The sequence below is a fragment of the Pseudomonas sp. D1-1 genome, from assembly GCF_051132225.1.
Classification (GTDB): Bacteria; Pseudomonadota; Gammaproteobacteria; order Pseudomonadales; family Pseudomonadaceae; genus Aquipseudomonas.
On the sequence record NZ_CP071676.1, the window covers coordinates 799,006 to 819,552 of the forward strand.

14 protein-coding genes and 2 pseudogenes are annotated in these 20,547 nt (G+C 53.4%); 7 read left to right on the plus strand and 9 right to left on the minus strand.

Features of this window, described 5'->3' with window-relative positions:
• Positions 1-8 precede the first annotated feature (8 nt).
• The 5 genes from brxC to brxL are packed head-to-tail and all read left to right on the plus strand — an operon-like array spanning position 9 to position 13,862.
• Entirely contained in the window at positions 9-3,650 is a 3,642-nt protein-coding gene (gene brxC, locus J3P86_RS03480; protein WP_434699438.1) for a BREX system P-loop protein BrxC, read from the plus strand.
• Positions 3,651-7,457, plus strand: a complete 3,807-nt coding sequence (gene pglX, locus J3P86_RS03485; RefSeq protein WP_434699439.1) for a BREX-1 system adenine-specific DNA-methyltransferase PglX — start codon at positions 3,651-3,653, stop codon at positions 7,455-7,457.
• Positions 7,454-9,262 carry a DUF262 domain-containing protein gene (locus tag J3P86_RS03490; RefSeq protein ID WP_013692227.1) on the plus strand — a complete coding sequence of 603 codons (1,809 nt, stop codon included), beginning with the start codon at positions 7,454-7,456 and terminating at the stop codon, positions 9,260-9,262. The genes pglX and J3P86_RS03490 overlap by 4 nt, the downstream gene beginning before the upstream one ends.
• Positions 9,259-11,781, plus strand: coding sequence for a PglZ domain-containing protein (locus J3P86_RS03495; protein ID WP_434699441.1), 2,523 nt, complete (start codon positions 9,259-9,261; stop codon positions 11,779-11,781). Before J3P86_RS03490 ends, J3P86_RS03495 begins: the two co-directional genes overlap by 4 nt.
• A 5-nt stretch (positions 11,782-11,786) precedes the next feature.
• Positions 11,787-13,862, plus strand: a complete 2,076-nt coding sequence (brxL, locus tag J3P86_RS03500) for a BREX system Lon protease-like protein BrxL (RefSeq protein ID WP_434699443.1) — start codon at positions 11,787-11,789, stop codon at positions 13,860-13,862.
• 24 nt (positions 13,863-13,886) lie between these two features.
• Here the strand turns inward: brxL and J3P86_RS03505 are convergent, their stop codons facing one another.
• The 3 genes from J3P86_RS03505 to J3P86_RS03515 all read right to left on the minus strand — a co-directional run bounded on the left by J3P86_RS03505 (position 13,887) and on the right by J3P86_RS03515 (position 15,592).
• A complete protein-coding gene (locus J3P86_RS03505) occupies positions 13,887-14,189 on the minus strand; it encodes a hypothetical protein (protein ID WP_434699445.1) in 303 nt (100 codons plus the stop codon).
• Positions 14,190-14,398: 209 nt separating this feature from the next.
• A complete protein-coding gene (locus J3P86_RS03510) occupies positions 14,399-15,187 on the minus strand; it encodes a hypothetical protein (protein ID WP_434699447.1) in 789 nt (262 codons plus the stop codon).
• Positions 15,188-15,238: 51 nt separating this feature from the next.
• The gene (locus J3P86_RS03515) at positions 15,239-15,592 is read right to left on the minus strand and encodes a hypothetical protein (protein WP_434699448.1); all 354 of its coding nucleotides are present in this window, start codon (positions 15,590-15,592) and stop codon (positions 15,239-15,241) included.
• Between the two features lie 138 nt (positions 15,593-15,730).
• Here J3P86_RS03515 and J3P86_RS03520 point away from each other — a divergent pair, with 138 nt between their 5' ends.
• Positions 15,731-16,078, plus strand: a complete 348-nt coding sequence (locus tag J3P86_RS03520) for a helix-turn-helix domain-containing protein (protein ID WP_017739179.1) — start codon at positions 15,731-15,733, stop codon at positions 16,076-16,078.
• Here J3P86_RS03520 and J3P86_RS03525 read toward each other — a convergent pair.
• From J3P86_RS03525 to J3P86_RS03550, 6 genes and pseudogenes are all read right to left on the minus strand, one after another.
• Entirely contained in the window at positions 16,065-16,370 is a 306-nt protein-coding gene (locus J3P86_RS03525) for a hypothetical protein (protein ID WP_434699450.1), read from the minus strand. The genes J3P86_RS03520 and J3P86_RS03525 overlap by 14 nt on opposite strands.
• 55 nt (positions 16,371-16,425) lie before the next feature.
• Positions 16,426-16,635, minus strand: coding sequence for a hypothetical protein (locus tag J3P86_RS03530; protein WP_434699452.1), 210 nt, complete (start codon positions 16,633-16,635; stop codon positions 16,426-16,428).
• A 13-nt stretch (positions 16,636-16,648) separates the two neighbouring features.
• On the minus strand, positions 16,649-17,146 hold the full coding sequence (radC, locus tag J3P86_RS03535; protein ID WP_339100574.1) for a RadC family protein: 498 nt from the start codon (positions 17,144-17,146) through the stop codon (positions 16,649-16,651).
• Positions 17,118-17,726: pseudogene (locus J3P86_RS03540) on the minus strand (hydrolase or metal-binding protein); the annotation flags it as partial. The pseudogene J3P86_RS03540 and the gene radC, both read right to left, overlap by 29 nt.
• Positions 17,710-18,222 (minus strand): annotated as a pseudogene (locus tag J3P86_RS03545) (DUF932 domain-containing protein); the annotation flags it as partial. The pseudogenes J3P86_RS03545 and J3P86_RS03540, both read right to left, overlap by 17 nt.
• 118 nt (positions 18,223-18,340) lie before the next feature.
• Positions 18,341-18,613, minus strand: coding sequence for a complement resistance protein TraT (locus J3P86_RS03550; protein ID WP_238340729.1), 273 nt, complete (start codon positions 18,611-18,613; stop codon positions 18,341-18,343).
• Between the two features lie 845 nt (positions 18,614-19,458).
• On the opposite strand from J3P86_RS03550, the gene J3P86_RS03555 reads away from it, so the two are divergent.
• Positions 19,459-20,481, plus strand: coding sequence for a helix-turn-helix transcriptional regulator (locus tag J3P86_RS03555; RefSeq protein ID WP_148852550.1), 1,023 nt, complete (start codon positions 19,459-19,461; stop codon positions 20,479-20,481).
• Positions 20,482-20,547 lie beyond the last annotated feature (66 nt).

Sequence of the window (20,547 nt, forward strand, 5' to 3'; positions counted from 1 at the left end):
GGTAAAACATGACGATCAAAAAACTCTTCGACCCCAGCAAGAGCATCAATCGCAGCATTGAAAAGGTCATCACTTATGGCGTGTCACAAGAGGCGCGCCTGAAATCGGAAATCTCGGAATACGTAGTTACCGACAGCATCGACCAGCAGTTTGAGAATCTCCTGCTCAAGATGGAAGCCGCCATGGACATTGGTGGCGAAAACGAAGTCGGCGTCTGGGTGTCGGGCTTCTATGGCTCGGGTAAGAGCTCGTTCACCAAATATTTGGGCTTGGCATTTGACGATCGCATCACCATTGATGGCGTTCCATTCATCCAGCACCTCCAAGATCGCCTCAAGCGTCAGCAAACCAAGTCCTTGCTTTCGAACGTAGCCAAGCGCTTTCCTGCCGCAGTGCTGATGTTGGACTTAGCCAGCGAACAGGTCGCAGGTGCAACCATGGAAGAGGTGTCGACGGTCCTGTTCTACAAGGTTCTGCAGTGGGCAGGTTATTCGCGCAATCTCAAGGTTGCTGCGCTGGAACGCAGGCTTAAGAAGGAAGGTCGTTACAACGAATTCCTGGATGCATTCAAAGAGGCGGCGGGCGGTGAAGACTGGAGCAACTACCGTAACGACGAGTTGGTGGTCGACAGCCTCATTCCTGAGATTGCGCACAAGCTTTACCCGACCCTTTTCAAGACATCCAGTTCGTTCACGACCGAATCAAGTGAAATCGTCGTTTTCGAAAACGACCGCGTGCGTGAAATGCTGGAGATTGCCCGCGAGGCATCGGGCAAGGAATACATCATCTTCATCATCGATGAAGTCGGTCAGTACGTTGGCCCACGGCCCAATCTGATCCTGAACCTCGATGGATTGGCGAAGAACCTGAAAAACATCGGCGACGGCAAGGTTTGGATCGTCGGAACGGCGCAACAAACGCTCACGGCGGACGACGCGAAGGCCGCCCTCAACTCGCCAGAACTGTTCAAGCTTAATGACCGCTTCCCGATTCAGATCGCCCTTGAATCCAACGATATCAAGGAAATTTGCTACACACGTCTGCTGGGCAAGTCGTCACCAGCGGAAGCCGAATTGGGCGGATTGTTTGATCAATATGGCCAGCAGCTGCGCCAGAACACCAAGCTTGTTGATGCGCGCGTCTATGGTGTCGATTTTGACCGCAAGACCTTTGTCGATCTCTACCCGTTCCTTCCCGCGCATTTCGACATCCTGCTGCACTTGCTAGGCGCACTGGCCAAGTCCACGGGTGGCATCGGCCTGCGCTCGGCGATCAAGGTGGTGCAAGATATTCTGATTGACGGCTCTGAAGGCAAACCTGCCGTTGCAGAGCAAGCCGTTGGCTGGCTCGCCACCACCGTCACGCTGTTTGATGCTCTGGATAAAGACATCAAGCGCGCCTTCGCCTCTTTGCACGCATCGGTCGAGAAAGTCACAAAGATCCGCTTCTCGCATTCCGAGTTGCATCAAAACATCGCCAAAACGGTCGCCGTTCTGCAAATCCTTGGCAACCTGCCGATCACTCGTCAAAACGTCACCAGCCTGATGCACGCCAGCATCGCCGGGGCGTCTCAAGGAGAGGCTGTGGCGAAGGCGGTCGAAGACCTGATCAACGACCCCATCGTTCCATTTGGCGAGCAAGACGGCAACCTTTGCTTCTTCAGTGAAAAGCTGAACGACATTGAACAGGAACGCAGCCAAGTTGCACTGCGCGGCGTTGAGCTGCGTCGCATCGTTAACGAAGCGTTGACCAGTGTCTATGCGCCGTTGCCCTCCACCCAATTGCACGGCTCCTATGCCGTATCCACCGGACTTAAGGCGCAATCGGCAGGCAATGTGCCCGCATCGTTGGCGGGTGAGCGTAACCAGATCCAAACCATTGTTGAATTGGTCGACCCCAAAGAAATCGACAGCACACGCACTCGAGTCACTGACGAGTCGCGTCACAACTCATCCAAGTTCAACATCTACCTAGTGGGCCGCACGACGCCGGAAATGGACGAACTGACGGCTGACATCCACCGCTGCCGTGAGATCGCCAACCGCTACCGCAGCGATCCAGATCAGGAAATTCGCGAATATTGCAACGGCCAGGCCGACCGGGCTGAACACCTTAGCATCAAACTGCGGGCACAGATCCAGCGCAGCCTGTTGCAAGGTTCGTTCATCTTCCGTGGCCAGGTTGTCGCAGTAGATACGCTGGCGGCGGAGCTGCTGGATGCCGCTCGCAAACACTTGAGCGAAGTGGCCGAGCAAGTGTTCGATCGCTATGTTGAGGCCCCGGTGCGCGCCGGAACCGAACTCGCTGAAAAATTCCTCCGGGTCGGCAATTTGTCGGGCATCACCAGCGCTCTCGATCCTCTGAACCTTGTGCAAACCCAAGGCGGGCGGCACAGCATTCGCACTGACCACTTGGCGATGGTGAGCATCCGTGACTACATCGATCGCAACGGCACAGTCGACGGCAAACGCCTGACTGATGCCTTTGCTGATGCGCCCTTCGGTTGGTCCGCTGACACCCTGCGCTATCTGGTGGCGGCCATGCTGCTGGCAGGTGAGATCAAGCTCAAGGTGGCTGGACGTGAGGTTACCGTCAATGGCCAACAAGCTATCGACGCCATCAAAACCAACAATACGTTCAAGATCATTGGCATTTCGCTTCGCGGCGGCGACCGTCCGACCAACGACGTACTGGCACGCGCTGCAACCCGGTTAACTGAATTGACTGGCGATACCGTCGTGCCGCTGGAAGACGACATCAGCAAAGTCACCACCAAGCTCTTTCCGCAACTGCAGCACCAATACGGCCCTCTCACTGAAAAACTGCGCAGCCTGAACTTGCCAGGTGTAGACCGCCTGCAAAACCTCACTCACGAGATTAACGATGTGCTGCTCACCGACGCTTCGGATGCGCCGCGACGCTTGGGCAACGAGCAATCAGAGCTGTTTGAAAATCTCAAATGGGCTGCCGAAGTCAAACTCAAGTTGGAGCAAGGCCTGGAGCAAACGCTACGCGATCTTCGCCAGCACTGCTCGGCCATTGCCAATCTGCCGAATGTGGCTTTGCTGGCCACACTAAAAGAAGAGTTGGCTGAGGCTCTCAGCCTTATCGACGAGCGCCTGCAGCAGGCCGACTTCTATCGTTTTGCGGCTGATTTCAGCACCAGCCTCACCACCATTCGCGCTCGCATTCGCGATACGGTGATTGCGATGCAAGATCTGCTCAAAACACGCATCAAAGAGGCCGAGGTTGACCTCAAACGGGTGCCGGAGTGGATCAAGCTCACCCAGCAAGAGCAGACTGAACTGTTGGGTAGCCTAGAGCGTTTGATTGTGGAAGTGACGCCTGATTTGTTGGGACTCAATTCCATTACAAACAAGCTCTCTGAACTGCAGGATGAAGTGCAAGGTTTGAAACACAGCATTGAGCGCCTTGGCACGAAGCGGATTAAGGAGGAGCTTGAAGCTGAGATTCCTGTACCAAGTGCTGTAAATGAACCGAAACCAGCCATCGCGCGCAGTATCAAAGCGCGCACCAAGATCACCACCATGGATGATCTGGATGCGCTGATCACGCAGCTGCAACAACTGCGTGGCGAGCTGAAGTATGCACATGCCTTCGCCGTCAACCTCGAACTGCAGGACGAATAAATGGCTTTCGATCAATCCACACGAGGCCGCCTGCAAAAGCTGGTTAACACTTGTCGTAGTCTGTTGTCCGAGGAGTTTAGCATCCAGCTTCAGCAGGCCTATGGCCTAGACCCCAAGACCGGTGATGTCACGCCCATGGCGCGGCTTATCCATCTGGACGATCGCCAGCGCCACACGGCTCAAGTGCTGCGCCAAACTCTGGCGCACTACCTGGGCGCGGATGCCGACGACACCGATCACCGCATCGCAGTGCTCGACCGTGTGGTGCGCGAGCAGGCTTTTACCGTGCTCAACCGTTTGGCAGCACTGCTAATGATGGAAGCGCGTGGACAACTAATTGAATCGGTCAGCAAAGGCTACCAATCGCGTGGCTACCAGCTCTACAGTAAGATCGCCGGTAACGCCCTGGGTGAAACCGGCCAGGCGTACCAGGTTTATCTGTTCAGCGTGTTTGATGAGCTGACACAAGAGCTGCCCGCCCTATTTGATCGCTATGCCGCCAATGGTTTGCTATTCCCGCGCGAGACCGCCCTACGGGCGGTGCTGGGCGAGCTCAACCACTTTGAAGTTGAGCCACTTTGGGCCGAAGACGAAACCATTGGTTGGATCTACCAATACTTCAATTCCAAAGAAGAGCGCAAGGCCATGCGCGATGCCAGTCAAGCACCACGCAATAGCCGCGAGCTGGCCGTTCGCAACCAGTTCTTCACGCCGCGCTATGTGGTGGAGTTTTTGGTGGACAACACCCTGGGCCGCCTATGGTTCAACGACACAGGTGGGCAAACCGAACTGCGCGACCGTTGCCAATACTTGCTGGTAAAACCTGATGAGCAACCGCAGGCTTCAAGTAAAGTGCGCGACCCGCGCACACTTAAGCTGCTGGATCCGGCTTGCGGCTCTATGCACTTTGGCCTGTATGCCTTCGATCTCTTTCTGGAGATTTACCGAGAAACCTGGGCTTGGGAGCAGCAAAACGGCCCGGGCTCGTTGGATGTTTCCACGCAACCCCAAGCCGCGCTCAAGCCACTCTGCCGTACCTACGAAGACGAAGCTGCTTTTACGCGCGATTTACCTCGTTTGATCATCGAGCACAACATCTACGGTGTGGACATTGATCCGCGTGCCGCCCAGATCGCTTCCTTGGCGCTATGGTTGAGGGCGCAGCGTGCCTGGCATGAAGCAGGTGTCAAAGCCAAAGACCGTCCACGTATAGGGCAGGGCCACGTAGTGGCGGCCGTTGCGCCGCCAGCAGAACGTGAATTGCGCCATCAGTTTGCAGCTAATCTGGATCAGCGTGACGCCGAACTGTTCGAGAAGACCCTGCAATTGCTCAAGGGCCTGCCAGAGCTGGGAGTGCTGCTCCAAGTTGAACACGAGTTGCCGAGCCTGATCCGTCAGGTTTATGTGGGCAAGGGCACTGGCCTGTTTGCCGAGCAGGAACAGGAGAGCTGGCTGAATGCCGAGGCTCGCTTGCGTGCGGCGCTGACCGAGTTTACCCAGGCTTCCCATTCAACTTATCAAGGGCGTCTATTTGCGCAGGATGCCCTTCAGGGATTACGGCTGATAGATCTATGTAGTGAGGTGTTCGATGTAGTGGTTATGAATCCCCCTTTTGGTGATGGTTCCACTGAATGGTCTGGCTACTTAAGCAACCGATATGGAAAACATGCAAATAATCTTTTTTGTACTTTCATTGCACGAGCGATTTCGCTGTCTAAACTAGGCTTTGTCGGCGCTATAACTGACAATACATGGCTGAAGAAGACTGATTACGAAGACCTTCGGGAGTTGGTACTGGATGGCGATCTGCAATTGGCTAATTTAGTTGATCTAGGTTGGGGAGTGCTTGATGATGCGAATGTTGCTGCTTGCGCATTCACATTAAGTGCGTTGAGCACCGACATCGTGAATACGCTCGACTTGCAAGAATCGCCATTAGATGAGAAAGGAGACTTGCTACGCACTGTAGTTAGTCAGTTCTCCAATCCTTTTTCTTTGAAAGAACATCCCTCTGCCCCGCAGATCAATTCAGTAGATAGAAGGTTTTTCGACAATTTCCCAGGAAAGGCTATCGCCCATGAAGCTCCGCCCGCATTTGTTTCGTTGTTCACTTTGTGGCCTGGTATAGATCCATCGTTCTGTAAGACCCGTCGTGGGTACACTCCAGGCGACACATTTAGGTTTTTTAGATTGTGGTGGGAGGTGAGCTCGGACTTGGGGGCACAAAAGTGGTGGACCTTGAACAACGGGGGGGCATATTCACCAATAATTACTGATGGGCTTTTGGTTGGTTATCGTGATGACGGCTGGTCTCAATACCGCCCGCTTTCTGGGTTCAGACTTGAATCTGAGCAATGGTTCGGAAAGCCGGGAATTGGTTGGGGCAAAAGAACCGACTATATGTATGCTTACCCTTTGCCGGCCGGAAGTATATTTTCCCATGAAGGACATTGCGCATTTCCTACTGATGATGTGTATCTTTGGCCTTTATTGGCTTATTTAAACTCATCACTAGGTCAGCAGCTGCTCAATCTATTTTGTGGGCAGCACAAATTGGCAGGCTACGTCTCCAACCTGCCTTGCCCGCCGCTTAATTCTGAAGAGTTGCGACTGGCTGGAGATGCGGCTAAAGAATGTTGGGAAGCAGCGTCGAAAATTTCTCGCACTTCTGAACAGTCAGAAATATATAATTCGCCATTTAGCAAAATAGCGAAGCCGTGGGAAGTAAATAAACTACTAAGCGGTTGGGTTGACATATATTTTAAAAAGATTGCTGAGATAGACCGGTTGGTTGATAAGTGTGCGGCGAAGGCTACGAATATTTCAAGTTTTTCCTCATCTGGAGATGACCGGCCAAGAGCGTTTGTTGAGAAATTTTGTACGTCATATGACTGGGCGCGAGAACTTGTTTCGTACCTTTTTGGCTGCGCTGTAGGACGTTGGTCAGTTGGCGAGTTTGATTCTGATCTTGAAAATTTATGCGCTGGAAATCCTTTCGAGAAGATTAACTACCATTTTTTAGATGTTGATGCTCGCAATGTGGTTCTTGTTGATGACCCGGGTGCGCCGCTTGATGCATCTGGGTTGATACGATCATATTTGAGAAAGATATGGAATGAAGATGCTGATGTCATCGAGTCCGCTATATTGGAGCATATTGGTGAGGAGAGTCTTCGTTCGTATTTGGTAAGACCAAATGGGTTCTTCGCGGATCATCGGGATAGGTATTCAAAAGGAAGGCGATCAGCCCCAGTCTATTGGCCGCTTTCTACTGCATCGGGTAGTTACACGTTGTGGGTCTATTATCCATCCTTGAGTAATCAAACGCTGTTCTCAGCGGTGAATGATTTCCTCGACGGCCCCAACGGGAAGCTGACGCAAGTCAGCCGTGAGTGCGCAGAGTTGCGCATTACGGGCAGCGGCCGTTCTCGTGATGAGGAAAAGCAGTACGAAACGTTGCAAACCTTCGAGCAAGAGTTGACCGATCTGCGCGACAACTTGCTCAAGATCGCGCCGACCTTCCAGCCCAACCACGACGACGGTGTGCAAATCACCGCCGCGCCGCTTTGGCCGCTGTTCCGCCACAAGCCCTGGCAAAAGGTGTTGAAAGACACCTGGGGCAAGCTGGAAAAAGGTGATTACGACTGGGCGCGCCTGGCCACGGCCTACTGGCCCGAACGAGTGCGCGAGAAGTGCAAGAACGACAAATCCCTCGCCATCGCGCATGGGCTTGAAGAGCTGTACGTGGAGCCAGAGGCCGCTCCCAAGAAAACGCGCGGAAAAAAGAAGGCTGGGGGTGAGGAATGATCCAGGACGTCAAAGCATTCCCCGTCAGTTTTTACTTCAACCCGGATGGGGCGACCTCGTTCTTCATCCCAAAATACCAACGTGAGTACGTTTGGGGGTGGTCGAACTGGGATGCGCTGTTCAACGATTTGAATGAGTCACCTTCTGGCCACTTCTTGGGGTCGATCATTTGTGTCAACGGGCAGACGGACTCTATGGCAGGAAGCAGGCTGGAGTTGATCGATGGCCAGCAGCGCTTTACTACCATTAGCCTGCTGTTCTGTGCGCTGTACGAGAAGCTGAAGACGAACCCTGAGCCGGATGACGACTTCAACGTCGAGATCGTGAACCTGAAGAACCGCATCTTCATCAAGGCAAACAGCCAGTGGCGGTTTGAGCCCAGCGAGCAGATGCAGAACAAAACAGACTTTCAGCGGATTCTGAGTGAGCTTTTTCCAAAACTTGTCACTGCACCGAAAGGGCTGGCCAACTTTGGGAATCGCCGTATCGCGAAGGCCTACAAGTATTTCCGCGAACGCCTTATGCCATTGACCATTGCTCAGGCCATGGAACTGTTGGAAAAACTCAAGTCGGCGATCCTGGTCAAGATTGAGGTTCAAAGCCACTCAGACGCGTTTATGTTGTTCGAGTCGATCAACAACCGGGGCATTCCGCTATCGGCCATCGACATCATCAAGAACAATTTGCTGGCAGAACTCGACAAACGTCCTGACTACGGCATTGACCGAGCGTTTGATAAGTGGAAAGAGCTGATTTACTGGCTCGATGAGCCAGCGCTACAGGAGCGGTTCCTGCGGCATTTATACAATATATTCAAGTATTTGAGGCGCGTAGAAGTTAAAGGATGTCCAAGGGCGACGAGATCAAATCTGATCACCATTTATGACGCTATTTTGCGGCGTCATCCGGTGTGGTTTATCGGGCAGCTATTAGAAAAAGGAAAGACCTATTCCTTACTTCATTATCCGGATAGTGATGATTGTGTTTGGTCTGAAGATACAAAAAATCGACTGTTGGATTTACAGCACCTCGGTACAGCACCTGCCTATGCATTTTTACTGTGGGTGAGTCAGGTCGCTAGAAGTCGGAGTTGGGATGAAGGCCTGGCACTAGGCCAAATAGCCTCTTTGCTCACTAAATGGTTTTTTTGGCGGAATCTTACCGACACGCCGCCAACCCGTGAGCTAGACCCGATGTTTGTGCAATTGATAGGCGAGCTGCTGAAGCAGATTCGCAATGGCTCGATTAGCAAGCTCGAAGAGTTTGTGGCGCAGGCCAGTGATTGGTTGGTGGCTCGTGCGGCACCAGAGGATGTGTGTGATGCGCGCCTGAAGGGCGATGTTTACCTCGATAACTACGAGGCCACACGTTTCATGTTGTGCAAGCTGGAAGAAGTACACCAGACTCGCGAGAACACGCGCGATTTGTGGGCACACGACGCAAACGATCGCCCCGTTTTCACGGTTGAGCACATCTTGCCCAAGACAGAAAACCTTGGTCCAGGCTGGGTGGCCATGCTGGAGCTCAACAGCAAGGACACTGCTGATGCCATACGCCAGCGCTGCGCCCACCAACTCGGCAACTTAACCCTGAGTGGGTACAACTCCAAACTCGGCACGATGGAATTCATCAAGAAGCGAGATCGCCAGAACGACAAGGACGATTTCATCGGGTATCGCAATGGGCTTTATCTGAACGCTGATTTGGCCACTCGCACCGAATGGAATGAGGCCGCGATGACGGCACGAACAGACAAGATGCTCAAGGAGGTGAAGTCCATCCTGAGCCTAAGGAGCAGCTCATGAGCATTGCCGAATTCATTCAGAACAAAATTCTTCGTCCTCGATTGCAGAAGACAGGCAGTCTCGTGGTGTATGACCCTGCCGGGCATTACCAAGATGTTTGCAAAGGGTTGGCCGACGAAAAACTGCTGGTTGTGGATGCTTCAAAGAGCAGCATTGAGAGTCGGATAGCTGCGATGCAGGGCTTGCGTGATGTGATTGATCGGCAGCTCGCTGGAATACTGGTCTATGTGCCTGCAAAAGCGCCCGAGAGCGATGAAGAAAGGCAGGCTGATCCCTTCGCGCCCATTGCCGCAGCAGGGTCGATTTTTCCCGAAGGGGATGGTGATAGCTTTGAGAGCCTATGCCTGAAGGCGAAACCAGATCAGACCATGGCCATTCGGGCCATCTTTGAGCAGGATGCTTCGCCTAGTTTTGCGGTGGTGGATGCTATTGGCGGCGGCTTGGGCTGGCCCAACTTGCGTGCGCTACTGGCAGTCGAGTCCGCCCGAGACATTCTGTTCTCGCTGCTTGTGCCAAACGATGCGCAGCAAGTGGCATTGAAAGGCAGCGATAGCTGGGTGACAGAGGCGCGTGATTTGCTCCGCAACAGCATGGGCCTGTCATTGAAGACTAGGGGAAAGACATGGGACTCGGTTGCCAACGAACTTTGGCGTTTTGTTTTGTTCAGCGAGTTTGTTTTTGATCTGCCTGGTGCATTGCCTGCCAGTTTGAACGATGTACCGCGAGCCGAAACGCAGGCGAAGCCGTTGATTGAATACCTGTGCGATTTGCTGCGCAATGATCGCCGCACGCAGAGTGTCTATATCGACCGCGCAGAAGAAATTGAGAGGGATCTCAACCTGGTCAGCCAATTTGGTAGCTGGTCTGATTTGGGCGACCGGGACACCTTCCCGTTTGAGGAACGTACGTTTTTGAGTCGGGCGATCGAAGGCATCCTACGTGATGACATCGACCGGGTGAGGAGCATCTCGGAGCGCCATCAGCAATCGGTGTGGACGGGCAAAGGCGAGAGCCGTGCCCAGTGGGATTTGATTCGATCGGCTACTGAGTTGCTTCAAACCTGCGACGACATGGAGCGGCAGCTTTCGGACAACGCACGCAATCTTGATGTGCTGTTGACCTTTTATGTGAGCAGTCTGCGTGAAGCTGATCGCTTGCATCGCGAGTTCGAACAGGCAGTTAGCGATTACGACTGGCAAGACGCGCAAGGTGTAATGACGCCAGTCAAGCAGCAGGTTCGTAAGCAGTACGGCAAACTGGTCGAGAAGGTGCAGTTGATCTTCACTCGTCACGTGCAGCAAAGTGGCTGGCCGTTGGCTGGGCAGCTATCGAATACCGATGTGTTTGACCGCATTGTTGCGCCCAAGCTGCAAAAGAACGGCCACAAGGTGGCGTACTTCATGATTGATGCGCTTCGCTACGAATTGGGCGTGGCGCTGGAACGACAGTTGACGGAAGACGGACAAGTTGAGGTGCAGGCTGCCATGGCGCAGCTACCAAGCATCACGCCAGTAGGTATGGCCAGCTTGTTGCCCGGGGCTGGCCAGCAGCTTCGTATCAAGAATGACGAACAGAGTCTGGTGCCAATGCTGGGTGACCAGGTGGTGGAAACTGTTGCGCAGCGCATGGATGTGTTTCGGAGGAAATACGGCCAGCGCTTTGAAGAGGGGCGTCTGGAAGACTTTGTTCGCGGGCGTTTCGATTTCTCGCCTGAAACCGATTTGTTGGTGTTGCGCGCTGTAGAGATAGATAGCCACTTTGAGAACCATCCTGACACCGCCCCTGCAGAGATTACCAATGCACTCAAACGCATTCGAGTCGCAATTCATAAGCTGAAAGAGCGTGGCTTTCATGAGGTGGTGATCGCGACCGATCACGGCTTTTTCATGAACACCCACGCTGGTGCGGGCGATGTCTGCAGCAAGCCCGCTGGCAACTGGATTGGCATTCATGACCGGTGCGCGCTGGGTGATGGTGCTGGCGACAGCAATCACCTAGTGGTCTCAGCCGAGAAAATGGGCATTCGCGGTGACTTTGCCAAGTTCACTGCGCCACATTCGTTGGCGGCCTATCGCAGTGGTTTGCTCTATTATCACGGTGGCATTTCTTTGCAGGAATGCGTGGTGCCGGTGATAACGATGCAGTTGAAAACCTCCAATCAACCGACACTGCATAAAGCATCTGTGGCGATGAGCTACAAGAACGGCGCCAAGGCGATCACTACACGTATGCCCGTGATTGACCTTGCAGTTGAAACGGCAGACATATTCTCGACTGAAAACGAGTTCGAGATTTTGCTGGAGGCACACGACAGCAAGGGCGAAGTGGTGGGTGAAGCGAAGGCCGGAGGTGCAGTGAATCCTGCAACAGGAACATTGTCGTTGAAGCCAGGTGATAAGGTTCAAGTCACGATCAAGATGCAAATGGATTTCGAGGGGAAATTCAAGATCAAGGCTTTGCATCCAACGACTTATACGGTGTACTGCCAACTTGACCTGGCAACCGACTATGCGGTGTAAAAACGATGAATGAGCTCGATCAAAAGCTTACCGCCACCTTTGATGGCAAGGTACTGCGCAAAGATTTACTCCATCGGATTAAGAAGGGAACCAACGTCCCTACCTTCGTGCTGGAGTTTTTGCTTGCGCGCTTTTGTGCGAGTGATGATCAGGCTGAAATGGATGCGGGCATGGAGGCGGTGCTCGCCAGCCTACAAGACAACTATGTAAAGCCTGACGAGGCCAATGCCGCGCAGTCAAAGGTGGCAACCAAAGGCAAGCATCGCTTTATCGACAAGGTCCATGTTCGGTATGTCGAGAAGGAAAAGCGCCACTGGGCCTCATTGGAGAACTTCAATTCACAGCGTATCGCTATTGGCGAGAAGTTCTATCGAGACAATGACCGCCTACTGGAGGGCGGAATTTGGGCTGAGGTGACGTTGGCACATAACGCGATCGAAGAAGACGACTACGCGTTTTATATTGAAGACCTGCGCCCCATCCAGATCAGCCGCTTTGATTTTGACCGCTACTGTGATGGTCGTACTCAGTTCACCCGTGACGAGTGGATTGCGGCGATTTTGCGCACCGTTGGCTTGGAGCCAACAAAGCTATCAAAGCGCGTGTGCATGCACTTTATTGCGCGCTTGGCTGCTCTCGTCGAACCCAATTACAACTACATTGAGCTTGGGCCACGCGGCACGGGGAAGTCGTATTTCTTCAGTGAATTTTCGCCCTACGCCACATTGATTTCAGGCGGACAGGCGACCAAATCGGCGCTGTTCTACAACAACGCACGCCGTAAGGTTGGTCTGGTTGGGTTTTGGGATACCGTGGCTTTCGACGAAGTAGGCGGCATCAAAGTCAAAGATCCGGACACCATTCAAATCATGAAGGATTTCATGGCGAATGGTCGCTTTTCGCGTGGCGCTGAAGTGATCGCTGATGCCAGCCTTAGCTTTGTTGGCAATTTCGATCTCTCCATCAGCCAAGTAGTTAACTCGGTTGAGCATGATCTTTTCCAACCATTGCCCGCTGAGTTTGACTTGGCGATCATGGATCGATTCGCAGCCTACATACCTGGCTGGGAAATGCCCAAGAACAGCAGTGAATTTCTAACCAGTAGCTACGGGTTCATTACTGACTACCTGGCGGAAGCATTCCACTACCAGTTCAAGCACACCAATCGGTACGAAGAAGTCAGCAAACGCATCCGACTTGGCAAGAGTGTTGAGGGCCGTGATGAAAAAGGCATCAAGAAGACCGTCTGTGCCTTCCTGAAGATTCTTCACCCTACCGGTTCTCCGACCGATGAGGAGTTCGAAGAATATGTAGCCTACGCAGTTGAGTGCCGTCGACGTGTGAAGGAACAGATGAATAAACGCAAACCCGATGATGAGTTTGCGCGCATCGATCTCTCATTCCTTAATGCGCTGGGGCAAGAAGTTGTTGTCTATTGTCCCGAATCGAAGGATGCTGCAGCTACGCAGCAACCGTTTAGACGGCAGCTCAACGACAAACTTTCACCTGAGCGTGACGTTGCAACAGAGGCTACGCAAGAGCCGCGGGTGCCCGAGCCTGCTATCAAAGTCGAAGCAACTCCCCCTGTCGTCACCCCTGTTGTTCCAGAAGAGTTGGTGGAGAAGCACTTCACGATTATGTACGGTGACGTCGGCCACAGCTACGAATCGATCATTGGCCCCTACCTGCGAGGAGCAAAGACGGTAGTCATTGAAGACCCTTACATTCGCCTTCAGCATCAGATCCAGAATTTCGTTCGCTTTTGTGAGTGCGTCTTAAAGGCCGGAACGGTGAAAAAGATCAACCTCATTACCGGTTACGACGACAACACGCAGCTGGCCGATATTGCAGAGAAGCTGGAAGAGTTGAAGCAGAGCTTGCTCGAGATGGATGTGGAGCTAGAGGTCAAACTCAACCCGAACTTGCACGATCGGGAAATCCGCTTGGACAACGGCTGGGTCATCAAAGTCGGGCGAGGCTTGGATTTTTACCAAAAGCCGGGTGGCTGGTTTGAGGTGGGTGCGAATGACTTGAGCTTGCGAAAATGCCTTGAAACCAAGGTGGATGTTTTTCGTGAGTAAATTGAGAACCACTGATTTTTGCTTTCATAGCCAATGTTCAGGTACTTCTATTCCGTAGTTTTTAGACACTGTTTTTAACGTCGTGATGATCTCGCCATGTTGGGTTCTGTTGGTTTCATTCCATGTAGCACGGCAGTCAAGTAGGTTTTTCAGTACGCTCAGATTGTACATTCCTAGCCGATGGAAATTTCCCCAGTTGGGAATACCGAACAGGTTGTAGATGACCACGCTGGCGTCGCGTTCGCTGGCCAGACGCTTCTGGCCTGTTAGCCTTTCCGCAGCCTCTTCAGCTTCGTCGCGGTCGTCGTAGGTGTTAAGCAGTTTCATAGGTTTCGGATGCAAGCTCAATGAGGCGTAGATTTTGCCCGACTGACGAAAAAAGAGCATCCCCATCATAGGCGCAAGGTGAATATCTGCTCAGCTATGCACTTGGCCAAAAAAATATTGAAGTTAAACCAATAAGGGGCGTATGCCCCCTATTGTCAGGTTTACCAAGCCGACTGTGCTTTTCACTGGTCCGACAGTACTCAGGATCATTATTGCAGCAGATAACCCATCGGCTGGTCATCTTTGTCGAAGCAGAGGATGGTTTCACAGTGACCGCCTAGCTGATCGGCATTTGATTCGCTGATATCGGGTAACCATTTACCTAGCTCAGCGACTGGTACCTTCTTGTTGTTGATATAGCAGTCGTCATCAGCTCGCGGGTTGCACCAGGCGGTTTTGACTTCTGGCCATTCGGACTGAGGAGCGGCTGGGGTCTTCGTCGTTGTTGATGCAGTTCCGTTTTTCTCCTGATTCCACGCGACCCAGCCACCGATGTAGCGCTTATCGAAGGTCGAAACGAGTTCATTGTCGGGGACGCCTGAATCCAGATAGAACTTCATCAAGAGACTGCCAGCTTCAACGTACGATACTTGCCGAGTCGTGTCGGTGCGGTAGGCAACTGGCTTGCCATCGGTGCTACTGCCTATGCGATACCAAATAGAGAGTTGGAACGGAGTGTTCTCCTTCCAGTGACCTACCTCCGCACCTTGCATTCGACAATTGCCTCGCTGACACATGCCATTGACCTTATTGGTGATACGAACGTTTTGCTGGCGCTGAGCGTCCCAGATATCTACGTAGCGCGTGCTGGTGAGCCAAGTACAAAAGAGCATCGGTTGACCCGTTGCAGCTGGGCGGGTGACGCATGGAATTGCCTCCGGGAGGTTGTGCGTCGATTTTTCGTCGGGAAAGAAAGCCGCTGTACCTTGGTACGCGGAGATTTCAGCGTTGGCTTGGGCGCAGAGCGCGAGAAGGAGAATGCTAAAAATACGTTTCATGGTCTGTTTCTTACTATGAAGGTGAGAGAGAAAGAGGTCTTGAACAGGCTGCTATTGCTTGTAAACAACCTTGAGCTGCTTGTTGACGTAGTCCTTGATGATTTCGTAATCGGGGTTGTAGGTAACGAGCGTATGACCTACTCCTGCTGCGGCCGTTAATGTCGCGATGGTCAATGTGGCGGGTGTTGTCAGGACGCTGAATACGGCACCCAGCGCGCCGCCTTGTACCACTGCACTTTTCACATCGCTTTTGACTCGACACTTCAGCCCCTGGCTTTCAATCTTGGTTTCGACCAGTTTGATGCCTGCCATGAAATTTCCCCTGAGACCATGGATCTCGAAGGTCGCTTTGCTTTTCACGAGACCTTCAATCTGTGCTTCGTTTAGGCCGGTTACAACGATCATGGTTTTTCTGAGCTCCTTGTATGCAATAGCGGGCTAAATAAAAGTCAAATATCAACCTAATAGGTTGGGTCTCGGTTTGACGAGTCCTTCATTTCAATGGGTTGATGCTCAACCATCCGGGTTGTCCTGGAGGGTGAAATGTCAAAAACCAAATCGAAGCAGCTAGCGGAGTTTGTTGGGCAAGCCATTGCGCGCCAGCGCATTCGCAGCAAGTTGAGTCAGGAGCAGGTTGCGGAAAAGCTCGGGATTGGAAGCGAGGCCGTATCCCGTATTGAGCGTGGCGTTGTGATGCCTAACATCGAACGCTTAATTGAGCTGGCGACGGTCTTCGGCTGCGAGACTGCTGACCTGCTAACTGAGGGCAGCACGCGTCAGGAGGATCAGGCACGTCGACTGCAGGGGCTGTTATCCGTGCTGGACTCAGGTGACCGTACGCTGGTGTTGGAGTTTGTGGAGAGTTTGGTGGCGCGCCTCAGCCGGGGTTAAGCCGCTCCTTGATTTCGGCTGCCTCGTTGAACAAAGCACCACAGCGTAGGCAGAGAGAGTCAAAGCCGGCGAAGTGGAACCGCACAACCTCATCTGCCTCTTTTCTGGCCGCTGGATAAGCAGACACAACTGCGGCCAGCCCGCTGAGAAGAGCGAACTGGCCGCTCCTTTCATGCGGACGTTGAGCACCCTCGATTGCGCCATTAAACAACCCGATCAGCAAGGTCAGCCCTTTGGCGGCGTCACGTGTCAGCACGGCGCTGGAGTCGCAGATCAAACACTGTCTGTTCATCGTTATGTTTCCTATTGAGGCGCTAGTGCATGCCTGACGCTCCTCAGACGTAGGGTTATTTCGGTGCTGCCGTGGTGGCATCTGCCGCTGCTGGCTTGGGTGCCAATGCCTTTAAGAGACGGCAGAACATCCAACACGCCAGCAGTACGGCGATCAGCAGTGGTGGGAACCGCACCATCAAAAGCACCAACAATAGAGTGGCCAAGCAGCCCGCAAGAATGCCGGTGAGCATGAGTACAGCCGCAAACATGCGTAGTAGCTTCATCGTCGTGTTCTCCTTATAGATAGCCCTGCTCCGCCAGCGATACGCAGCCCTCGTGACCTACCACGATATGGTCCAGTGTTCGCACCCCAACCAGGTTCAAGGCCTCCTGTAGTTTGTGGGTCAGGGTGAGGTCTGCTTGGCTAGGTTCTGGATCACCGGAAGGGTGGTTGTGTACTAATACAGTCGCTGCAGCGTTGTGCTCTAGGGCGGTCTTGACGACTTCGCGGGGATAGACGTTTGCACTGTCCAGGGTGCCCCGGAACAGTTCGTGAAAGACGATTACTCGGTGCCGGTTATCGAGTAGAAGCAAGGCGAATACCTCATGTTCGTAATCGCCCAACAATGCTTGCAGGTGGCTGAACACGTCCTTCGGCGAAGTTAATGCCCGTCCTCGGCGCAGGCGTAGATTTGCCAATTGCCGGGCCATTAGCAGAATGTCGGCTTCACTGATCGGTGACTCGATTTGGTAGGTACCAGTAGATTCACTGGCCTTCAGCTTGTGTAGACGCATGTGAAGTTCCTTGATGGTTATCTGTCGGTGAGGTGTGGCGCTGGGCTTGCGTGTCCAGCTTCTCGAATAGGCTGGGTTTCGTAGAGGGCGGGAAAATGCTTGTGGTTGAGAGTGGGATTTCTTCGGTGGGGTAAAACTCTTCAATCACTGCACCGGCGTCTTCTTCGCTGTCCTCAAAGGCACCATTGCCAAAGCCACGGCGCGCGGCTTCATCCAGCGCTGTCTGATCAAAGCCAGCCGCCTGTCGTTGCACATCTAGCTCACTCACAGATTGCAGCGCTTCGGCCATGTCCATACCGCTGCGCACTGTGAGATCGACGTAGAAAATTGGTGTTCCATGGCTTTGCCGCGTTGACTTGCCACGCAGGCGCAACTCCAGCGGCAGTCAAGCCAATCGATTACCGGAAATAGCTTTGAAGTACTGCAGGCGAGCCGCTAGGGTGCGGATGCTGTTGAAGCCGGTGGTGCGGAACACGAAGCTGCCTAGCGGATCATCATCCCCAATCAGCACATTCAGCCGGCCGTACGGTTTGCAGGCACCGCCTTTGGCCAGTGGGCAGGCAAGCGACCAGTTGCAGGGCGGTTTCCAGGGCACGTTGTTTAATCTGCGCCCCCTGGCCGAACCAGGCCGAGTCCATGCGGTACTCGTTGCTACGTGCCCACCGTTCGTGGTCGACAAACTCGGTCACGGAGTTGAGCAGGCCTCAGGCGGTGCCGCGTGCCGAGTCGAGCTGACTGCCCCGACCACGACCTTCGTACAGCTCCTGAACCTTGCGCAGAGCGCGTTCGTTTGGCAGTACCTCCGGCAGTGCGCCGGTTGGACTCGTCTCACACAACACGGTCATGAAGAACCCCAGCGCCTCATGCCACTGCACCTTGCGCTCAGACAAGTCCCGCATGCGGTACATAAACTCATCCCACTGCGAGACGGCGATGCCGAGCTGCTTCTTCACTGCTTTCGGGTCGAAGCGGGTGTTGTGCGGCACCTTGATCGCGCGGCTGGTGCCGTCCAGGGCGATGGTCAGGGTGTTGTTGCACACCACTCGCACGGTGGTTGGTGTTGCTGTGGTGCGTAAGCCATAGTTTCGATGAGATGAGCCATGATTGTGATTCCTTTGGGCATAAGCCGGCATACAGCGCCACGCAGAGCGCAGCACCGTCCGGACGTAATAAATAGAGGGGAAGTTGACTTGGTTATGTCGGGAGGTTGAATCGATGGCCGCATAGCAAGCAGAGGTTATGGGCCAGGACGTGGCGATCGAGCGACTCACCCAACTGGGCGCCGAGGGCACAGCCACCGACACCGCCGGCCAGCCCACCGAGGATGGCACCCGATACCGAACCGAGTGTGATACCGACAGGGCCGGCGATAGCGCCAATAAGCGCGCCCGCTTGGCCTCCAGCCAAAGCAGTACTGACGCCGCGCGCGGCACCACCCAAGGTGCCGATGGCCGCGCCGACTTTCATGGCGTGATGGAATGAAGCGACTTTAGGGGAGTTACAACGAGGACACTGCAATGACATGGGATGAACCTTCCTGATAATGGTGTCATTGCTGTTATGTAGAGTTGAGATTTTTTTGAATCGAATTAGTACGCCTATGGGCACGTGATTTGGTCGCTAGGGCAGCGAACACACTCATCCGCTTGTATTCGACCGCAATTATGATGAGTTTTGTCTGTTAAACGAGGCGACACACATTGTCGTACCTGTACCCCAAGCTAGCGCCATCCGACAGCTTAGGACACCGCTATGGCAATCTCCCCGCGTCCGTTCACCTTTGTGTGCGCTTACTGTTCTTGGAAAGAAACAGTTCTACCTCACAACGATTTGGCATCGCTCGGCCAAGCAGCGTTCATCCTTTGTCCTGAATGTCATACCCCTTCGCTGGAGGGGCGAGAAGCCAATCGTCATGAAATCCTCAGAACCCGCTTGGATCAATTTCTTAGCCTCAACGATTGACGCTTCAAAGTCGCGACGCACCTTGTCGCTCTACCTTGGAAAATGACCAAAAAACCTAGGAGATTACGATCATGAAAAATCTGTTTGCCGTCATCGGTTTTTGTGTGGTGCTGAAGAAAAGCTATGAACTGTATTGCGAGTACAGCGAACTGAAGCGTGACAAGGCAGGGCGCCAGTCTTCTCCCGGCTGAGAGGAAAGCAGAATCTCAAGTTTGGCGCGCCGCTGTCGAAAGACTAAAGTCTCATGTTGACCACAATAGATGGCAATAAGCCATTTTAGTCAGTAGCATCAATGCCAAATTGGCATCAGCCTGCGGGCTATCAGTTGAACTGCAAACAAGGTAGTCACCATGTCTCAAGCGAAGGATACGCTGCTCAGGCTATTCGCATTACTGCGCCTGATTCCCACCGAGCCGCAGCGTATTGCAACCCCGACCCTGCTCGAAAAGCTTCGCGATAGAGGTTTTTCCGTGACACTTCGCTCGGTTCAGCGTGATTTGAATCGGTTATCGATACCTTTTTCGTTGCAATGCGATGATAGCGAGACCCCTTTCCGCTGGAGTTTCACTCGGGATGCTCCATTGAAGCTGGAAGATATGGATGCTTCCACAGCACTGGCTTTGTATCTGTCGGAAAGCCATCTGGTTACCTTGCTGCCGCAGACGGTTCTGGATCAGCTTGGTCCGCAATTTCGACGTGCACGTAACTTCCTGGGCGATCTCGGTCATAACGGATTGGCCGATTGGGCGCGACGAGTGCGTGCGATTCCTAATGGGAAAACCTTGCTGCCAGCTGCGATCAACCCTGAAGTCTGGGGGCAAGTGTCTGCCGTTTTGCTGGAGCGCAGGCAATTGCAAGTGACCTATCGGAGTCGGAGCAAGGGCGAACTCAAACAGTTTCGCCTGCATCCTGCGGGCCTGGTATCGCGGCATGCCATCAGCTACTTGCTGGCCTCCGTGGATGGCTATGGTGATTTGCGCCAGTTTGCTCTGCATCGCATTCAGCACGTTCGCGTACTTGATGAGCCGTCCGTGCTGCACGCCAACTTTGATGTGAACGATTACATTGCGAGCGGCATATTCAGTCAACGCCAAACCAACACTCACGTGGAACTGATCGCAGATGTTCATCCGCAGATTGCCGTCCTGCTCGGCGAAACCCCGCTGAGTCATGAGCAGACCTTGAGCGATATTCCCTCGAATACCTGGAAGCGTCTGCACGCCCAAGTTCCGCTGGATCGTGAAACGCTGTGGTGGATCTTTGGCCTGAACGACAACATCCGCGTGCATGGGCCGCAGGTTTGGGTCGATGAGATCAGCGCCAGATTGAACAGTATGCAAAACCTCTACGCGTCGACTGATTGCGCGACATGAACTGTCGCACTGCCGTGCAAGACTGCGGCTGATCAACCTCCAATGGATTAACACGTGTTTGGTGCC